Genomic DNA, 15,945 nt, shown 5'->3' with positions numbered 1-15,945 from the left:
GAGAGTGCCGTTCGCTCAGCACGGGGTCGGGGGTCAGGCGGCCGAGTCGGCGTCGCCCATCGGGAAGTGGCAGGCGAACGTGTGCGTGCCCGCCACGTCGCTCGCCCGCAGCACCGGCACCTCGTCGGCGCAGCGCTGCTGGGCCTTCGGGCACCGCGTGCGGAAGCGACATCCCGACGGCGGGTTCGCCGGGCTGGGGATGTCACCGGTGAGCACGACGCGGGACTTGCGGCGTCGACGCTCGGCGGCCGGGTCGGGCAGCGGCACCGCCGAGAGCAGCGCCTGGGTGTAGGGGTGGCGCGGGTTCTCGTAGACCGACACCGCGTCGCCCAGCTCGACGACCTTGCCCAGGTACATCACGGCGACGCGGTCGGAGATGTGGCGGACCACCGACAGGTCGTGGGCGATGAACAGGTAGGAGAGGCCGAGCCGCTCCTGCAGGTCCTCGAGGAGGTTGACCACCCCCGCCTGGACCGAGACGTCGAGCGCCGACACCGGCTCGTCGAGCACGACCACCCGCGGGTTCGCGGCCAGGGCCCGGGCGATGCCGATGCGCTGGCGCTGCCCGCCGGAGAACTCGTGGGAGTACCGGTTGCGGTGCTCGGACTTGAGCCCGACCAGCCCGAGGAGCTCGTCGACACGGTCACGCAGGTCGGACTCCGACGAGTACACCTGGTGGATGCGCAGCGGCTCGGCGATCAGCTCGCTGACCGGCAGGCGCGGGTCGAGCGAGCCGAACGGGTCCTGGAACACCATCGACAGCTCGCGCCGCAGCGGGCGCATCTCCTTCGCGGAGAGCCCGACGAGCTCGCGCCCGTCGTAGCGCACCGACCCGGAGTCGGGCCGGATGAGCTGCAGGATCGAGCGGCCCGTCGTCGACTTGCCGCAGCCGGACTCCCCGACCACGCCGAGGGTCTCCCCGGCGTCGACGTCGAGCGAGACCTCGGTGACGGCCTGGACCCGGCCGACGACGCGGCGCAGGACGCCCTGGCCGCGGACGGGGAACGTGGTGGTGAGGTCACGGACCTGCAGCAGCGCGCCGTCGCGCTCGCCACCGGCCCCGGGTGCGGCCCCGGCCTCGGTGCTGGGTGCGCTCATGCGGGCACCTCCGTGCGGGAGAAGAGGTTCTCGGTCGAGCCCTCGGCGAGCACGTCCCAGCGGCGGCACCGCGAGAGGTGGTCGGTGCCGATGGTCGAGCTGCGCTGCGCTGCGTCTCCGGTGCCCACCTCCACCAGCTCCGGCTCCGCCTCGCGGCAGGCGTCCTCGACGATCGGGCAGCGGGGCGCGAACGAGCACCCCGGTGGGAGGGACACCAGCGACGGCGGCGCCCCGGGGATCGGGTGCAGCCGGCCGCCGATCTGGTCGACGGCGGGCAGGGAGGACAGCAGCCCGACGGTGTACGGCATGCGCGGCCGCTCGAAGACCTCCTCGGTGGGGCCGGTCTCGACGATCGTCCCGCCGTACATGACCTGCACACGGTCGGCCGTGCCGGCGACCACGCCGAGGTCGTGGCTGACCAGGACCAGCGAGGCCCCGGACTCCACGCGGGCCTGGTCGAGGACCTCGAGCACCTGGGCCTGCACCGTGACGTCCAGCGCGGTCGTCGGCTCGTCGGCGATGATCAGCCGCGGCTTGTTCACCATCGCCATGGCGATCATCGCGCGCTGGCGCATGCCGCCGGAGAACTCGTGCGGGTACTGCTTCGCGCGCGTCTCCGGCTGCGGGATGTCGACCAGGGCGAGCGCGGCGACCGCGTCGCGCCACGCCTCGTCCTTCGACACCGACGCGTGGGCCCGCCGGGCCTCGGCGATCTGCCGACCCACGGTGTGGACGGGGTTCATGGAGCTCATCGGGTCCTGGAAGATCATCGCCATCTCCGACCCGCGCAGGCCGCGCAGCGTCTCCGGCTTCGCGCCCACCAGCTCGGTCCCGTCGAACCGGATCGACCCGGTGACCCGGGCCGACCCCGGCAGCAGCCGCGGGACCGCCATGAGCGACACCGACTTGCCGGACCCGGACTCGCCGACGACACCGAGCACCTCGCCCGGCTCGACCGCGAAGCTGACGTCACGGACGGCGTGGACCTCGCCGTCCTCGGAGGGGAACGTGACCGACAGGCCGTCCACCTCGAGCAGTGCCCCGCTCGTTCCAGTCATGGCTGTCACCGCCTGGTCTGGCGCGGGTCGAACGCGTCGCGCAACCCGTCGCCGATGAAGTTGATGGTCAGCGAGATCAGCACGATCGCCACGAAGGGCGCCCAGAACAGCCAGGGCCGCGTCCCCAGCTGGGTGTAGTTCTGGTTGAGCACCAGCCCCAGCGAGGTGTCGGGGATCTGCACGCCGAGCCCGATGAACGACAGCGCCGCCTCGGTGAGGACGGCGAGCGCGAGGGTCAGCGTCGCGTTCACGACGATGGTGCCGATCATGTTGGGCACCAGGTGCTTCGTGACGATCCGCCACGTCGTCGCCCCTGAGGCCCGGGCCGCCTCGACGAACTCGCGCTGCGAGAGCGCCAGCGCCTCGGCCCGCGTCACGCGGGCGATCGGCATCCAGAGGAAGAAGCCGAGGATGAGCCCGACGAGCCACCACGAGCCGCCGAGGCCCGCGATGAGGATCGCGGCGACCGCCTGGAGCGGGACGACCAGGAACAGGTCGGTGACGCGGGAGACGGCGGTGTCGGTCCCGCGGCGCAGGTACCCGGCGACGGTGCCGAGGAGCACGCCGACCACGGTCGAGATGACCGCTGCGATGAACCCGATCTGCAGCGAGAACTGCGAGCCCTTCATCACCAGCGAGAAGACGTCGGCGCCGACCTGGTCGGTGCCGAAGACGTGGGCCGGGCTCGGGTCCTCGTAGGACCCCGCCGACAGGTTCGTCAGCGAGTAGCCGAGGAAGAACGGGGCGATGTAGACGAACAGGATGAACAGCACCAGGATCGTCAGCGCGGTCATCGCCGCGCGGTGGCGCAGGAAGCGGCGCCGCACGAGCTGCCCCTGGGTGAGGAACACCCCGCCGACGTCGCCGCCGTCGCCGCTGCCCGACGGCGGGCCGGGCACCTTTCCCGGGTGGGTGGGAGCCGGGGTGGTCTCCGTGGTCTCAGCCAAGACGGATCCTCGGGTCGAGGTAGCTGTAGGCGATGTCCGCGAGCAGGTTGAACAGCACGACGATGGTCGCGGTGACGATCAGCCAGCCCATCAGCATGTTGGGGTCGTACTGCTGGATGGAGCGGACGAGCAACGACCCCATGCCGTTCCAGCCGAACACCTGCTCGGTGACGATCGCCCCGCCGAACACGGCACCGAAGTTGTAGGCGAAGTAGGTCGTGACCGGCAGCAGCGCGTTGCGCAGGGCGTGCCGGAGCACCACCTGCCGCTCGGTGAGGCCCTTCGCCCGCGCGGTGCGCACGTAGTCCGAACGCATCGTCTCGAGCATCGAGGCCCGCTGGAAGCGGCTGTAGGCGGCGAAGCTGATCGCGGCGAGGGCGATCGTCGGGAGGATGTAGGCCCCGGTGAACTTGAAGAACACCTCGCCGGGTGAGCCGGTGAACCCTCCGGCCGGCGGACCCGCCGTCGTGAGCCACCGGTCGAGCCCGAGGTTGATCAGCAGCACGTTGAACTCGATGCCGTAGACCTTGAGGATGATGCCGATGCAGAACACCGGCATCGCGAAGAGCACGAAGGCGAGCGTCGTCGCGGTGTAGTCGGTGATCGAGTACTGCCGCAGGGCCGCGATCGCGCCGACCGCGCCGCCGATCAGCAGCGCGATGACCTCGGCGATCACCACGAGTCGGATGGTCACCCAGAGGGCGCTGCCGACGGCCGGGAGGACCTCGGCCTGGGCCTGCCCGAGGGCGACGCTGGTGCCCCAGTTCCCGGAGAGGACCCCGGTGAACCACTCCCAGTAGCGCACCAGGATCGGCTGGTCGAGCCCCAGCTGGCGGGCCGTGGCGTCGATGGCCTCGGGGGTGATGCCGGGGCGGGCCCGCAGGCCCGCGAGCGGGTCACCGGAGCTGGCGACCATCACGTAGAGCAGGAACGACGCCACGAGGAGCACGCCGATCGAGATCAGGACGCGCCGCAGGATGTACGCGGCCACGTGTCACCTCTTTCCGTCGAGCGGACCCGACGGGGCCGGGGTCGCCGGCCCCGTCGGGCGTCGCTGACCTGTTGGCCGAGCTACTGCGTGACGGCCCACTCGTTCGCGTGCAGCATCGCACCGAGGTTGGGCTGGTACCAGACGTTGTCGATCTTGTCCGTGTACCCGACGGTGTTGGGCTGGACGTAGAGCGGGATCGACGGGAGGTCCTGGGCCATCAGCTTGTCGGCCTGCTGCCACTGGGCGAGGTAGCCGGCCGGGTCCAGGTTGCCGGACGCCTGCGCCATGAGCGCGTCGAGCTGCGGGTTCGAGTAGCCCTGGTAGTTCTGCGAGCCACCGGTCTTGTAGATCGACTCGTGCGACGAGGTGAACGGGTCGTTCTGCCAGGCGTAGAGCGCGACGTCGTAGTCCCCGGCCCCGAGACGGGTGTCGAGGAAGTTCGGGTCGTTGTCGTCGACGATCTTGATGCCCGCCTGCTGGCAGGCCGCCTGGATCAGCTGCACCGTCTGCACGCGGCGCGGCACGTTGGTGTGGCTGATCCGGAACTGCAGCGGCTGGCCGTTCTTCGCGAAGACGCCGTCCGGCCCCTTGACCCAGCCGTCCTGGGTGAGCGTCTGGGACGCCTGCTGGGGGTTGCCGGTGCCGATCAACTGCGAGTAGGCGTCCTCGTAGCCCCGCTGGGACGGCAGGAACATCAGGCTCTGCAGCGGTGCCGCGTCCGGCTGGACACCCTTGACGAGCTTGTCGGTGATGTCCTGGCGCGGCACGCACTGCGCGAACGCGGTGCGGACGGCCTTGTCGGCGAACAGCGGGTTCTTGAAGTTCATGTCCAGGTGCTCGTAGGAGGCACCCGAGGTGGCCTGGAACTTCACGCCCTGCGCGGAGAGGCTGCGCAGGAGGTTCGAGGCGTTGACGTCCGGCTGGTTCGCCGTCACCTGGATCTCGTTGTTCTGCAGCGCCTGCGCGGCGGCGGTGGCGTCGGCGATGTTGCGGTAGGTGAGCCGCTCGGGCCCGCCCGGGTTGCCCTTCCACGCCGGGTTGCGGGTCATCGTCACCGACTGGTCCTGCACCCAGCTGTCGAGCTGGTACTGGGCCGACGCCGGCATGACCGACTTGTCGAAGCCGTTCCACCCGGTGTTCCAGAACTGCGTCATCGCCTGGAGCTGCGCCGGCGGCGAGGCGGGCGTGATCTGGCGGATGTCCGGGATGCCGGTCTTCTGCTCGAGGATGTGCGCCGGGAGCAGGTCACCGTTGTTCTGGCTGAACAGACCGATGTAGTCGGCGAAGGGCTGGGCGAACGTCGCCTGGAAGGTGGTGTCGTCCAGGCACTGCGCCTGGCCGATGTTGCCGTAGCCGTTCGAGCTCGCCGCCGTGAAGCCGGGGATCTTGCCGCTGCCGGCGAGGTAGGCGAGGTAGAAGTCCTTGCAGTTCCACGGCGCGCCGTCCGACCACGTGACGCCCGGCTTCATCCGCCAGCGGATGACCTGCGGGTTCGTCGACACCTCGTCGATCCCGGCCATCATGTCGCCGTTGATCAGCGGTGTGCCGTCGTTGTCGAGCACGGTCGCCGACGCGAGGACCGGCAGCGAGGCGTACAGGTTGTAGACCGTGTTGTTCGCCGCGGTGTCGTTGTTGTACGCCGTGTACGCGGTGTCGGCCGCGACGGTGACGCCGGGACCCGAGGGCACCTGGGGCGACACGTAGACGTTGCCCTGCCGCCCCTTCGCCTGGGGCGCGGTGGTGGAGCCGAAGTTGTTGTCCCCGCCTCCCCCGCCACACCCGGCCAGCACGAGTGCGCCGGCCGCGGCCAGCGCTCCGACGGCAATCCAGCGCGAACGACCGCGCCTGGTGAACCTGGTCACCACACCTCCAGAAGACGTTTGACAAGCGGGATCGCCGCCGGAGGCAACCTAAGTGGTCCAGACCTCTTCCGCCACCCCGGCGTGTTGCCACCGCGTCACGAAGTCGTCGCGCGATGTCCGATCGGGCACACCCGATCGGGGGACGCGATCCTGCTAGTTGTTCGCGTCGCCGTTGGCCTGGCCCTGCCGGGCGGGTGGCGCCCACCGGTCCGCCGAGGCGAACGGGCTGACCCCGAAGGGTGGCACCACGACGTCCGTCCGGCTCGCCGGGGCGACGAGCGTGGCCGTCGCCTGGAAGAGCGGGACCACCGGGGTGGCCCGCCAGAGCAGCGGCTCGGCGAGCGCGAGGGCGGTGTCCGGGTCGATCGACCCGGAGGAGGCGCCGTCGAGGACCGACTGCAGCGTCGGGTCGCAGAACCCGGTGACCGACAGCGCCTCGGACGCCTCCGGCGTGCCCTGCGCCGCGAGCGGGGCGGCGGTCGTCGTGGTGGGCGCGGGGGTCGTCGAGGTCGGGGCGGCCCGGGTGGTGCTCGGCGGGGACGCCACCGACGTGGTGGGCGGCGCGGTCGCCGTCGTCGTGCGAGGGACCGCGGGCGAGACGCCCGACGTCGTGGGCGCCTGGCGGCCCGGGCAGCCGACGATCGAGTCCAGCCCCGCGATCGGGTCCTGCCCCACCGGCAGCGCCAGGACGGTGACGTCGGCGACGGCCATGTCCGACGGCGACTTCGGGATCGGCGGCACCGAGGTGGTGGTCTCCGTCGGCGGGGTCGTGGTCGTCGTGGGCGCGGTCGACGTGGGGGCCGGGGAGGTCGTCGTCGTGCCGGGGACCGCCGACGACGTCAGCGGCCCGGGGGACGAGGGGGTGGCCACCACCGACGGCGTGTCCGACGGGATCGGCCCGCGCCCGGGCGGGAAGGGGTTGGCGCCCGAGTCGGCGACCACCGTGGTGCCGATGCCCGCCGCGTTGAGCTGGTCGGCGAGCGAGCCGAGGAGCCGTCCGTACGGCGAGACCTGCGGGGGTGCGGCGAGCCGGAGCCGCAGCGGCGTCCCGTCCCGGGTCCACCGGCCGTCGGCCCCGAGCAGGTAGCCCGCCTGGGCGAGCAGCCGCGTCGCGGCGGCGCGGTCGGGCGCGCGGGCCGGCGCGTCGGCGGTGATCGTGGGGCGGTAGCCGGGCTGGCTCGGCGCGGTCGCGAAGGCGTCGGCGCGCAGCGCGGCACCCGGCCCGCCGTCGGCGCCCGCGGTGACCAGCGCGTCGCGGTCGAGCAGCGAGACCACGGCCCGGCGCACCCGCGGGTCGGCGAGCGGGCCGTCGTCCGAGCGCAGGGCGAGCTCCACCAGCTGCGCCTCGGGCACGGTGCGCACGGCGAGCGGGCCGGCGGGGCCGGGCGCGGCCGACGCGAGGGCGTTCAGGGCCGCCAGATCGTCCCCGTCGGCCCGGAATTGCGTGGCCTGCACGTCCCCGGTGCGGACCCGGTCGATCAGGGAGGCGTGGTCCGCGGCCTGCAGCACGATCTGGTCGGGCACCGCGGGGGTGCTCCAGTAGACGCTGTTGCGGACCAGGGTGACCTGGCCCCGGATGCGGTCGACGAGCCGGATCGCGTACGGCCCGCCGGAGACCGGGATGCTGTCCTGCAGCGCCCCGCCCCACGACCCGGGGGCGTCCTTGAGCAGGTGCGCGGGCAGCAGGTGGTCGAAGAGCGTCGGCCAGGCCGGGTAGGGCCGGTCGAACACCACGTCGACCGCCTTCCCCCCGGCCCGCGACCGCACGTCGGCGATGGCCCGGTAGCCCGCCGCGTCGACCACGCCGGGCTGTGAGCGCATCTGCTGCCACAGGTAGACGAAGTCCTCGGCGGCGATCGGGGCGTTGTCGGACCACGCGGCGGCGGGGGCGATCTCGTAGGAGACGGTGTACGGGCGGGTGGCCGACACCCGGGCCGAGGTGACCACCGTGGTGTCCGGTCGCCGCACCCCGTCGGGCCCGAGACGGAAGGCACTGGGCAGCACGAGCGAGGCCGTCGTCCGGCTGGTCGGCGTGAGGTCGGCGATCCGGTGCGGGTTGAAGCCGATGCCGAGGTCGTCGACGCCGATGCGCAGCTGGGTCGGGTCGGGCTCGAGCTGCGGCTGGGGGCGGACCGCCGTGGTCGGGGCCTGACCCACCACCGGCGGCGGCGAGGTCGAGCACCCGGCCAGCACCAGCAGACCGGCGAGCACGGCGACCAGGAGAGCTCTCATGACGGGACGGTGAGCGGACCCTCTCGAACTCGGCAGGCGCGGCGACGGGCCTCGGGGACCGCGGGTCCCGAGGGGCGAGACATCGTGACACGCGACCCCGTCAGCACCGCGTTCGGCCCTTTCGTGGCGCGGGTCGCTCAGGTTAGCCTCACCTCATGGGCAAGGCTGCTGCATCGACGTGGGTGGACGCCCTCGCGCGTCTGCGGCCCCGCGAGCGCGTCGTCGCCGCTCCCGCGCCGGCCCGGGTGGTGGTCGACCCGGTCCAGGCCTGCGCGCTCACGGGCGCGAAGCGGGCGAAGAAGAAGTGCTGCCGCTCCACCCCGCGCTGCAAGGGCTGCCCGGTGGTGCTCATGCGCGCCGCGAGGGCCGCCGAGTCGGGGTTGACCGGGAAGGACCTCGCCCGGGCCGTCAAGCGCGCCCGCGCCGCCTGACCCTCAGGCCCCCAGCGCGGCCCGCAGGGCGGGCAGGAGCACCTCGTCGGCCGGGAGCCACGCGATGCCGTCGAGCTCGTCGGCACCCACCCAGCGCAGCGCCAGGTGCTCCAGCGCGACCGGTTCCGCGCCGTTCGCCGGCCGGCACCGGTAGAAGCGGAGCAGCAGCGACTCCCCCGAACGGCCGGTCACCGGGACGTCCGGCCCGAGCCGGCCCTCGACGACGACGGCGTAGTCGAGCTCCTCGTGCAGCTCGCGCACCACCGCGTCGGCCTCGGACTCGCCCTCCTCGACCGACCCGCCCGGCAGCTCCCACCGGCCGCGCATGTCCGGCGGCTCCGCCCGTTGCGCGACGAGCAGCCGCCCGCCGTGCACCACCGCCGCGCCCACCACGATCTTCACTGTCCGTCCCCTCGCCCGCCCCGACGACGTGCATCATGACCGGTATGGCCGACCTGCTCCCGGACGACGCCGTCTCCTCCGCCCTCGCCGACCTCCCGGGCTGGGAGCGCGACGGCGACTCCCTCGTGCGCACCGTCGCGCTCCCGGGCTTCCTCGACGCGATCGCGGTGGTCGACGCGGTGGCGCAGGAGGCCGAGGCCGCGGACCACCACCCGGACATCGACATCCGGTACTCGACCCTGACCTTCCGGCTCTCGACGCACTCCGAGGGCGGGCTCACGGCCAAGGACACCGACCTCGCGGCGGAGATCTCGGCCGCGATCGACGCGCGCTCCTGACCTGCGCAGCGCCTCTTTCGTCGCCGTCCTCGTCGCGACCGTCGCGGCGTTCGGCGGGTACGCCCTGCTGCTGCCGGTCCTCCCGCTCTGGGCGACGGCGGGCGGGGCGGGGCCGGGCCTCGCCGGCTCGGTCACCGGGGTGTTCATGGCAGCGACCGTGGTCTCCCAGCTCGGGGTGCCCGCGCTGCTGCGCGCGGTCGGGCACCGCGCGTCGCTGGCGCTCGGCGCCCTCACCCTCGGGGCACCGGCCGCGCTCCTGCCGCTGAGCCCGTCGCCGGCGCTGCTCGTGCCGGTCGCCGTCGTCCGTGGCATCGGGTTCGGCGTCCTCACGGTCACCGGCGCGGCCCTCGTCTCCGACCTGGTCCCCCCGGCGATCCGCGGCCGGGCCACGGCCGTCTACGGGCTCGCGATCGGCCTGCCGCAGCTGGTGCTGCTCACCGGCGGGGTCTGGGCATGGTCCCGGCTCGGTCCGACCCCGGTCCTGCTGCTCGGCGCGGCGCTGCCGCTGCTCGCCCTGCCCGCGATGGCGCTGCTCCCCCGCCGGGTGCTTCCCGACGGAGCAACCGAGCACGCCGACAGGGGGTCGGGGCCGGTCCCGGCCGGGCGGGCGCTGCGCGTCCGCACCGTCGCCGGGCCCTGGGCCGTGATGCTCGTGTGCGCGGCCAGTGCCGGCGGCGTGATCACGGTGCTCCCGCTGGTCGGGGCGGGTGGCACCGCGACGGCGGCGCTGTCGCTGTTCGCCCTGACGCTCGCCCAGCTCGTCGGCCGCATCGTCTCCGGGGAGCTCGGCGACCGGCTGCGGCTCGCCGGCCGGATCACCCGGCCCGCGCTCGCGCTCACCGCGCTCGGGGCGGCCACGGCCGCGTGGGGACTGCTGGTGGCGGGCGCGCCCGTCGTCGTGATCGGGGCGGGGCTCGTGGGTCTGGGCTTCGGCGCGGTGCAGAACGACACCCTGGTGACGTTGTTCGACCGCGCCGGTCCGGGCCGCTCGGGCACCGCGAGCAGCGTGTGGAACACGGCCTACGACGCGGGTACGGGCATCGGGGCGACGGCGCTCGCCGCCGTGCTCGGCGGGCTGGGCGCCCCGTCGTCGTTCGCCGTGGCGGCGCTCGCGTGCGTGGTCACCCTCGGCGCCACGTGGCGGCGCCGTCCGCCGCCACCCCCGGACGAACGAACGGCACTCTCGCGCACATAGAGGCTGCGGAAGTGCCGCTCGTTCGGTTCGGGCGGACCTCAGCCGGTCGTGGCCGGCGTGGCCTCCGGGGTGCGGGCGCCGCGCAGCGAGGCCAGGCAGTCGTCGAGCAGCGCCAGCATCATCGCGTCGCGCCCGGCGCCGTCGAGACCGGCGGCGCGTGCCGCCACCAGCAGGTGGGCGCAGGCGTGGTTCACCGGGCCCACGTGCAGCAGCGTCGCGACCCGGCCGCCGGAGCCGTCCCCGGCGTCCTGCCCGGCCGCGCGACGGGCGGCGGCGCGCGCCTGCGCGGCGTCCACCCGACGGACCAGGCGGGTGAAGAAGCGGTTCTCCGGGTCGAGCGCGAGCCCGGCCCTGGCCACCGCGGCGAGGACCAGCGGGCGCACCGGGCCGTCGACGCCGCGCCCGGCCCCGACGAGGTCGACCGCCCGCAGCCCGAGCCGCTGACGTACCTCGTGGGACACCGCGTCGTTGACCTGCCAGGCGAGGGCCGCCACGGCCGGGTGCGTGCACTGCGGACGGTCGGTGAAGCGTTCGCCGGCCAGCACGGAGACGTACTCCATGACGCAGCTCCCGGAGCGGGCGTCGCGATGGGCGCCGGCCTCCAGTACGGGGAGCCCCTCGGGCGTGGCGGACGACAGCTGCGTGGTCGGCATGGGCTGACCCTCCGAGGATCGCTGCGCATGGAACAGAGCACGAGACTAGACCGCCGCGGCCCCGTTCGGGACCCCTCGACGATCCGTCCGGAGGAGGGCGTGGTATCCGGGGAGGTTCAGCCCCCGGAGCTGAGGACCTCGGTGGCCGTCAGCGCGGCGAGCACGGTCTGCACGGTCGGGCTCACCAACCGGACGATGTCCTGGTCGATCCCGGGCCGGACGTGGCGCCCGCCCGCGATCGCGCGGGCCCGTCCGGCGGCCGCGTGGGCGTCGAGCGGGTGCAGGGCGCGGACCCGGCGGCCGTGGTGGAGCAGCACGACCACCATCGCGGTGTCCTCGTCGGGCTCGGCACCGTCGAGGACCTGGCGCACCACGCTGCGGTCGTGGTGCAGCGCCCCGGTCTCGTGGACGCGCAGGGCCGACCCGAAGACCGGCATCGCGAGGTAGCCGAAGACCCGGCGCGGTTCGCGGTGGGCGAGCCCGCGCTCGACGAGCCGGTCCATGGTCCGGCGGATCATCTGGGCACCCCGCGGGCCCGTGACGGCGTGCCCGAGGTCGCTCTTGTGGCCGCCCGGGCGGAGCAGGCCGTCGGCGACCCAGCACAGCAGCGGGTCGGTCGGCTCGACCGGCCCGCGGCGGTAGGACGACCCGCCGTCGAGCAGGGAGGCGTCCAGCAGCAGCTCGACCATCGCGGCCGCGACGAGCAGACCCGCCGGCTCCGTGAGGCTCGAGACCGGGCGTCCGTCCTCGTCGCCGAGCACCCACGCGATGCGCTCGGGCAGGGTCAGTTCCCGGGTGGGGGCCGACCATCGTTCGGAGCGCACGGCCGACAGCGTAGGCACACGACCCGGGCGGCTCTCACCCGGTCGGGCGCCGGAATCGACCGCTCGACCTCACCGATCGTCGATCTCCGACCCGATCTACCGGTCGTCGCACCGGAGTGACCACCCGTCCGCGCCGCGCTGGCGACACGCCGACGTCAGAGTCCGAGAGCCCGCACGGCCGCCGCGGCCGCCGCCGGGACGGCGGGGACGGCGCGCTCCGAGGTCGGGTCGGCCGGCTCGGTGTACACGGCGACGAGCACCGGTGGACGGTCCGACGTGGTCGGGCTCCGCTGCGCCCCGTCTCCCTCCGGCGGCCAGGTGATCGCCACGTCGTTGACCTCGCCGGCGTCACCGCTGCCGGTCTTGTCGCCGGTGCGCCACCCGGGCGGCAGGCCCGCCCGGATGCGCTGCCCGCCGGTGGTGTTCGCGACGAGCCACGCGGTGAGCTGCCGCCGCCCGGCCTCGTCGAGCCCGGCGCCGAGCGTGCACGCCCGGAGCGTGGCCGCCATCTGCCGCGGGGTGGAGGTGTCCAGCGTGCCCCGTCGGGCGTTGAGCTCCGGCTCCTCGCGGTCGAGGCTGGTGATCCCGTCGCCGATCGAGCGCAGGTAGGCCTCGACCGCCTTCGGCCCGCCGAGCCGGCGCAGGAGCAGGTTCTCCGCGGTGTTGTCCGAGACGGTGATCGCGGCGGCGCAGAGGTCCCCGACGGTCAGCGCCGTCGACCGGGAGGTGGTCGGCGAGTTCCGCACCAGGTCGGCCGGCGTGTACCGGACCACCTCGTCGAGCGGCACCCGCGCCGCCAGGATCGCGGCCGCCGTCGGCATCTTCGACGTCGAGCACAGCAGGAACCGTTCGTCGGCCCGGTGGCCCGCCGTCCGCCCGGTCGCGGTGTCGAGGGCGAACACGCCGAGCCGCCCGCCGAACCCGGCCTCGATCGCCGGGAACGGGTCGCCGACGGCGGGCGTGACCGGCGGTGTGGTCGGCGGTGCGGTCGGCGGTGCGGTCGGGCCCGGCGCAGGAGCGGCACAGCCGCCGGCGAGAGCGGCCGCTGCGAGCGCGAGGACCCGTCGTCGGGAGGTCGTCATGAGCGGCAGCGAAGCAGGACGAATCGGATCTGTCGAAGTCCGTATGGTGCGATCGATGATGCTGCCGCGACTATCGTGGCTGCTCGTGGACCTGCTCCGGCACGTGACGTTCTTCGTGACGATCGCCGAGGAACGGCACTTCGGGCGCGCCGCGGACCGCCTGGGGATGACCCAGCCGCCGCTGTCGCAGGGACTGCGCCGCCTCGAGTCGCACCTCGGGGCACGGTTGTTCGAGCGCAACGCCCGCGAGGTCACGCTCACCCCGGCGGGGCGGGCGCTGCTCGGTCCCGCGGAGGCCTTCGTCGCCGCGGCCGGCGCCCTGCAGCGGAGCGCCCTCGAGCACGGGGAGGCGGGGTCGACGATGCGACTCGGGGTGGTCGGCGCGCTGCGACCCGACGTCGTCGCCACCCTCGCCGCGGCCGTGCGGGGCGCGTCGGGGTGCGGGGTCGAGACGGTGGTGTCCTCGACCGTCGACCTGGCCGAACGGCTCGCCGCGGGCCGCTGCGACCTCGCCGTCGTCCGCCATCCCGGGGTGCTCTCCGACCTGGCGGCCGGGCCGGTGGTCCGGCTCCCGACCCGCCTGCTCGTACCCGACGGCCGGGCGCCGGGCGGGCGGTTGCGTTGGGCGGCCCTGCGCGACCTGCCCCTCGCGTTGCCGCCCCGCGGTCATCACCCGGCGGCGCACGACCAGCTCGTGGACGCCGTGGCCCGTCGTGGAGTGCACCCACGCGTGATCGCCGTCGAGGACGACCGGGCCCTGCTCGCCGCGGTGGCCGCCGACCGGGCGTTCAGCATCGGGTCGGACCCCGCGCCGGGGGCCACCGGAGTCGCCTCGCTCGACCCCGCGGACCCGATCCCGATCCGGATCCGGCCCGTGTGGCGCCCGGGGGCGCCGCCCGACGAGGCCGTCCGCGAGGCGGTCGTGGACGTGCTGCGCACGGAGGACCGGCGGTGAGTCTCGCGGCGGAGGCGGCGGCCGGGATCCGGGCGGTCCTCGACGACGCCGGGGTCCGGGGCGCGGTGCACGCGCGGGTGGTCGGGCGCGAGGGCCCGGAGGTCGTGCTCCGGGCGGACGAGCCGGTGACGATGGCGTCGGTGTTCAAGCTCCCGGTGCTGGTGGCGCTGGTGCGGGCCTTCGACGCGGGCGAGCTGGACCCGCGCGCGACGGTGACGGTCGACCCGTCGTCGCGGACCGACGGGCCGACCGGGCTGTCGCTGCTCGCCGACCCGGTGACCATGTCGCTGCGCGACCTCGCGACGTCGATGACCACGGTGTCGGACAACGCCGCCGCGGACGTCCTGCTCGACGTGCTCGGTCTGCCGCGGGTCCACGCCGCACTCGCCGACCTCGGGATCACCCGCACCCGCGTCGAACGCGCCGACGCGACGTTCGCCGCCCTCGCGGCGGAGCTCGGGGTGCGCGACGCCGCCGCGACCGCCGCCCGCCTCGCCGACCCGGACGACCCGGCTCCGCCGTCGGCCTACGACCCCGTCCTCGGCAGCGCGACGACGCCGCGCGACATGACCGCGCTGCTGTCGGCGCTGTGGCGCGACGAGGCCGCGTCGCCGTCGTCGTGCGCGTTCGCCCGGCGGCTCCTGGGTCTGCAGATCTCCCGCGCCCGCCTCGCCTCGGGATTCCCGTTCGACGAGGTGCGGGTCAGCGGGAAGACCGGGACGCTCGGCGCCCTGCGCAACGAGGTCGGCGTGGTCGAGTTCCCGGGCGAGGCGCCCGTGGCGGTCGCGGTCTTCACGCTCGCCGCCCGTCCCGAGCGGGTGCTCCCCCGGGTGGACGCGGCGATCGGCGAGGTGGCCCGGCTGGCGGTCACCGCCCTGCGACTGGGTGACTGACCGCACCGCCGGGAATCGGTTGTGCCGCAATTGGGGTTCTCTGCCGACATGAGCACTGCTGACAAGGCGAAGGACCTCCAGGCCCTGCACGCCGCCCCCGAACTGCTGCGGGTCGTGAACGTGTGGGATGCCATCACCGCGAAGGTCGTCTCCGACGTCCCAGGCACGAAGGCACTCGCGACCGCCAGCCACGGCATCGCGGCCTCGCGCGGCTACGAGGACGGCGAGAACATCCCGCGCGACGAGATGATCGCCGAGGTCGGCCTGATCGCCCGCCAGACCTCGCTGCCGGTCTCCGCCGACCTCGAGGCCGGCTACGGCGACCCGGGCGGCACGATCGCCCGCGCGATCGGCGTCGGGATCGTCGGGGCGAACCTCGAGGACCAGATGAAACCGCTCGCCGACGCCGTGAAGGCCGTCGAGGCCGCCGTCGTCGCGGCGCAGAAGGAGGGCGTGGACTTCGTCCTCAACGCGCGGACCGACGCGTTCCTCAAGGTGAGCGACCCGGCCGAGGCGCTCAAGGAGGCCATCGAGCGCGGCCGGGCCTACCTCGACGCCGGCGCCTCGAACTTCTTCGTGCCCGGCAAGCTCGACGAGTCCCAGTGGACCGAGCTGGTCTCGGCGCTCGGTGAGCGCAAGGTCAACATGATCGGCATCCCCGGCGCGATCTCGCAGGAGGCGGCCCAGCGCATCGGGCTCGCCCGCGTCTCGTTCGGCCCCTGGTCGCAGAACACCGCCCTGACCGCCCTCGCGGAGCTGGCCGAGCGCGCCTACGACGGCGGCGGGCTCGCCGAGAACGTGCGCAAGCTGAACTGAGAGGTGCGCTCCGCGCCCGTGAGTACTCATCCGTGCCCTGGCACGGTGTCTGTGCTCAGGACATCGAGGACAGTTGATGTCTCAGCACATCGCGGACACTGAGCAGGCCCGCTGGGTGGGTTGGTCACGGTGGTGACCAGCCTGCTCGGCTGTGGGCAGGACAGGGTT

At 74.0% G+C, this 15,945-nt stretch carries 16 protein-coding genes; 6 read left to right on the top strand and 10 right to left on the bottom strand.

The annotated features are described in order from the left end of the window. Positions 1-33 precede the first annotated feature (33 nt). The 6 genes from QSK00_RS19420 to QSK00_RS19395 form a co-directional block, all read right to left on the bottom strand. A complete protein-coding gene (locus QSK00_RS19420; protein WP_285593083.1) occupies positions 34-1,098 on the bottom strand; it encodes an ABC transporter ATP-binding protein in 1,065 nt (354 codons plus the stop codon). Continuing rightward, the gene (locus QSK00_RS19415; protein WP_285593081.1) at positions 1,095-2,156 is read right to left on the bottom strand and encodes an ABC transporter ATP-binding protein; all 1,062 of its coding nucleotides are present in this window, start codon (positions 2,154-2,156) and stop codon (positions 1,095-1,097) included. Before QSK00_RS19415 ends, QSK00_RS19420 begins: the two co-directional genes overlap by 4 nt. 5 nt (positions 2,157-2,161) lie before the next feature. Further along, positions 2,162-3,103: an ABC transporter permease gene (locus QSK00_RS19410; RefSeq protein WP_285593079.1), complete on the bottom strand. Its 942-nt coding sequence runs from the start codon at positions 3,101-3,103 to the stop codon at positions 2,162-2,164. Next, entirely contained in the window at positions 3,096-4,094 is a 999-nt protein-coding gene (locus QSK00_RS19405; RefSeq protein WP_285593077.1) for an ABC transporter permease, read from the bottom strand. The genes QSK00_RS19410 and QSK00_RS19405 overlap by 8 nt, the downstream gene beginning before the upstream one ends. Before the next feature lie 80 nt (positions 4,095-4,174). Further along, a complete protein-coding gene (locus tag QSK00_RS19400; protein WP_285593075.1) occupies positions 4,175-5,956 on the bottom strand; it encodes an ABC transporter family substrate-binding protein in 1,782 nt (593 codons plus the stop codon). Positions 5,957-6,109: 153 nt separating this feature from the next. Continuing rightward, complete coding sequence (locus tag QSK00_RS19395) at positions 6,110-8,188, bottom strand: ABC transporter substrate-binding protein (RefSeq protein WP_285593073.1); 2,079 nt, start codon at positions 8,186-8,188, stop codon at positions 6,110-6,112. Between the two features lie 155 nt (positions 8,189-8,343). On the opposite strand from QSK00_RS19395, the gene QSK00_RS19390 reads away from it, so the two are divergent. Beyond that, positions 8,344-8,619 (top strand): hypothetical protein, encoded by a 276-nt coding sequence (locus QSK00_RS19390; protein ID WP_285593072.1) that lies wholly within the window; start codon positions 8,344-8,346, stop codon positions 8,617-8,619. Positions 8,620-8,622: 3 nt separating this feature from the next. On the opposite strand, the gene QSK00_RS19385 is transcribed toward QSK00_RS19390, so the two are convergent. Further along, a complete protein-coding gene (locus tag QSK00_RS19385) occupies positions 8,623-9,021 on the bottom strand; it encodes a (deoxy)nucleoside triphosphate pyrophosphohydrolase (protein WP_285593070.1) in 399 nt (132 codons plus the stop codon). 44 nt (positions 9,022-9,065) lie between these two features. Between QSK00_RS19385 and QSK00_RS19380 the strand changes: the two genes are divergently transcribed. Continuing rightward, the gene (locus QSK00_RS19380; RefSeq protein ID WP_285593068.1) at positions 9,066-9,359 is read left to right on the top strand and encodes a 4a-hydroxytetrahydrobiopterin dehydratase; all 294 of its coding nucleotides are present in this window, start codon (positions 9,066-9,068) and stop codon (positions 9,357-9,359) included. Between the two features lies 1 nt (position 9,360). Further along, positions 9,361-10,554, top strand: coding sequence for an MFS transporter (locus QSK00_RS19375; RefSeq protein ID WP_285593515.1), 1,194 nt, complete (start codon positions 9,361-9,363; stop codon positions 10,552-10,554). Between the two features lie 38 nt (positions 10,555-10,592). Here the strand turns inward: QSK00_RS19375 and QSK00_RS19370 are convergent, their stop codons facing one another. From QSK00_RS19370 to bla, 3 genes are all read right to left on the bottom strand, one after another. Then, positions 10,593-11,207 (bottom strand): hypothetical protein, encoded by a 615-nt coding sequence (locus QSK00_RS19370; protein WP_285593066.1) that lies wholly within the window; start codon positions 11,205-11,207, stop codon positions 10,593-10,595. 116 nt (positions 11,208-11,323) lie between these two features. Further along, positions 11,324-12,031, bottom strand: coding sequence for a GPP34 family phosphoprotein (locus QSK00_RS19365; protein WP_285593064.1), 708 nt, complete (start codon positions 12,029-12,031; stop codon positions 11,324-11,326). 155 nt (positions 12,032-12,186) lie between these two features. Beyond that, positions 12,187-13,113, bottom strand: coding sequence for a class A beta-lactamase (gene bla, locus QSK00_RS19360; protein ID WP_285593062.1), 927 nt, complete (start codon positions 13,111-13,113; stop codon positions 12,187-12,189). Positions 13,114-13,168: 55 nt separating this feature from the next. On the opposite strand from bla, the gene QSK00_RS19355 reads away from it, so the two are divergent. The 3 genes from QSK00_RS19355 to QSK00_RS19345 are packed head-to-tail and all read left to right on the top strand — an operon-like array spanning position 13,169 to position 15,777. Then, complete coding sequence (locus QSK00_RS19355) at positions 13,169-14,068, top strand: LysR family transcriptional regulator (RefSeq protein ID WP_285593060.1); 900 nt, start codon at positions 13,169-13,171, stop codon at positions 14,066-14,068. Next, positions 14,065-14,961: a serine hydrolase gene (locus tag QSK00_RS19350; protein ID WP_285593058.1), complete on the top strand. Its 897-nt coding sequence runs from the start codon at positions 14,065-14,067 to the stop codon at positions 14,959-14,961. The genes QSK00_RS19355 and QSK00_RS19350 overlap by 4 nt, the downstream gene beginning before the upstream one ends. Before the next feature lie 48 nt (positions 14,962-15,009). Next, entirely contained in the window at positions 15,010-15,777 is a 768-nt protein-coding gene (locus tag QSK00_RS19345; RefSeq protein WP_285593056.1) for an isocitrate lyase/PEP mutase family protein, read from the top strand. Positions 15,778-15,945: the final 168 nt, after the last annotated feature.

This window comes from Actinomycetospora sp. NBRC 106378, assembly GCF_030269685.1.
Taxonomy (GTDB): domain Bacteria; phylum Actinomycetota; class Actinomycetes; order Mycobacteriales; family Pseudonocardiaceae; genus Actinomycetospora.
This window is presented reverse-complemented; position numbering and strand designations above follow the sequence as displayed.

Excerpts from the sequence above, each read along its gene's own strand:
- QSK00_RS19390 (WP_285593072.1), top strand. The coding sequence starts at position 8,344 with ATGGGCAAGGCTGCTGCATCGACGTGGGTGGACGCCCTCGCGCGTCTG.
- bla (WP_285593062.1), bottom strand. The coding sequence starts at position 13,113 with ATGACGACCTCCCGACGACGGGTCCTCGCGCTCGCAGCGGCCGCTCTC.
- QSK00_RS19355 (WP_285593060.1), top strand. The coding sequence starts at position 13,169 with ATGATGCTGCCGCGACTATCGTGGCTGCTCGTGGACCTGCTCCGGCAC.
- QSK00_RS19395 (WP_285593073.1), bottom strand. The coding sequence starts at position 8,188 with ATGAGAGCTCTCCTGGTCGCCGTGCTCGCCGGTCTGCTGGTGCTGGCC.
- QSK00_RS19420 (WP_285593083.1), bottom strand. The coding sequence starts at position 1,098 with ATGAGCGCACCCAGCACCGAGGCCGGGGCCGCACCCGGGGCCGGTGGC.
- QSK00_RS19380 (WP_285593068.1), top strand. The coding sequence starts at position 9,066 with ATGGCCGACCTGCTCCCGGACGACGCCGTCTCCTCCGCCCTCGCCGAC.
- QSK00_RS19370 (WP_285593066.1), bottom strand. The coding sequence starts at position 11,207 with ATGCCGACCACGCAGCTGTCGTCCGCCACGCCCGAGGGGCTCCCCGTA.
- QSK00_RS19345 (WP_285593056.1), top strand. The coding sequence starts at position 15,010 with ATGAGCACTGCTGACAAGGCGAAGGACCTCCAGGCCCTGCACGCCGCC.
- QSK00_RS19415 (WP_285593081.1), bottom strand. The coding sequence starts at position 2,156 with ATGACTGGAACGAGCGGGGCACTGCTCGAGGTGGACGGCCTGTCGGTC.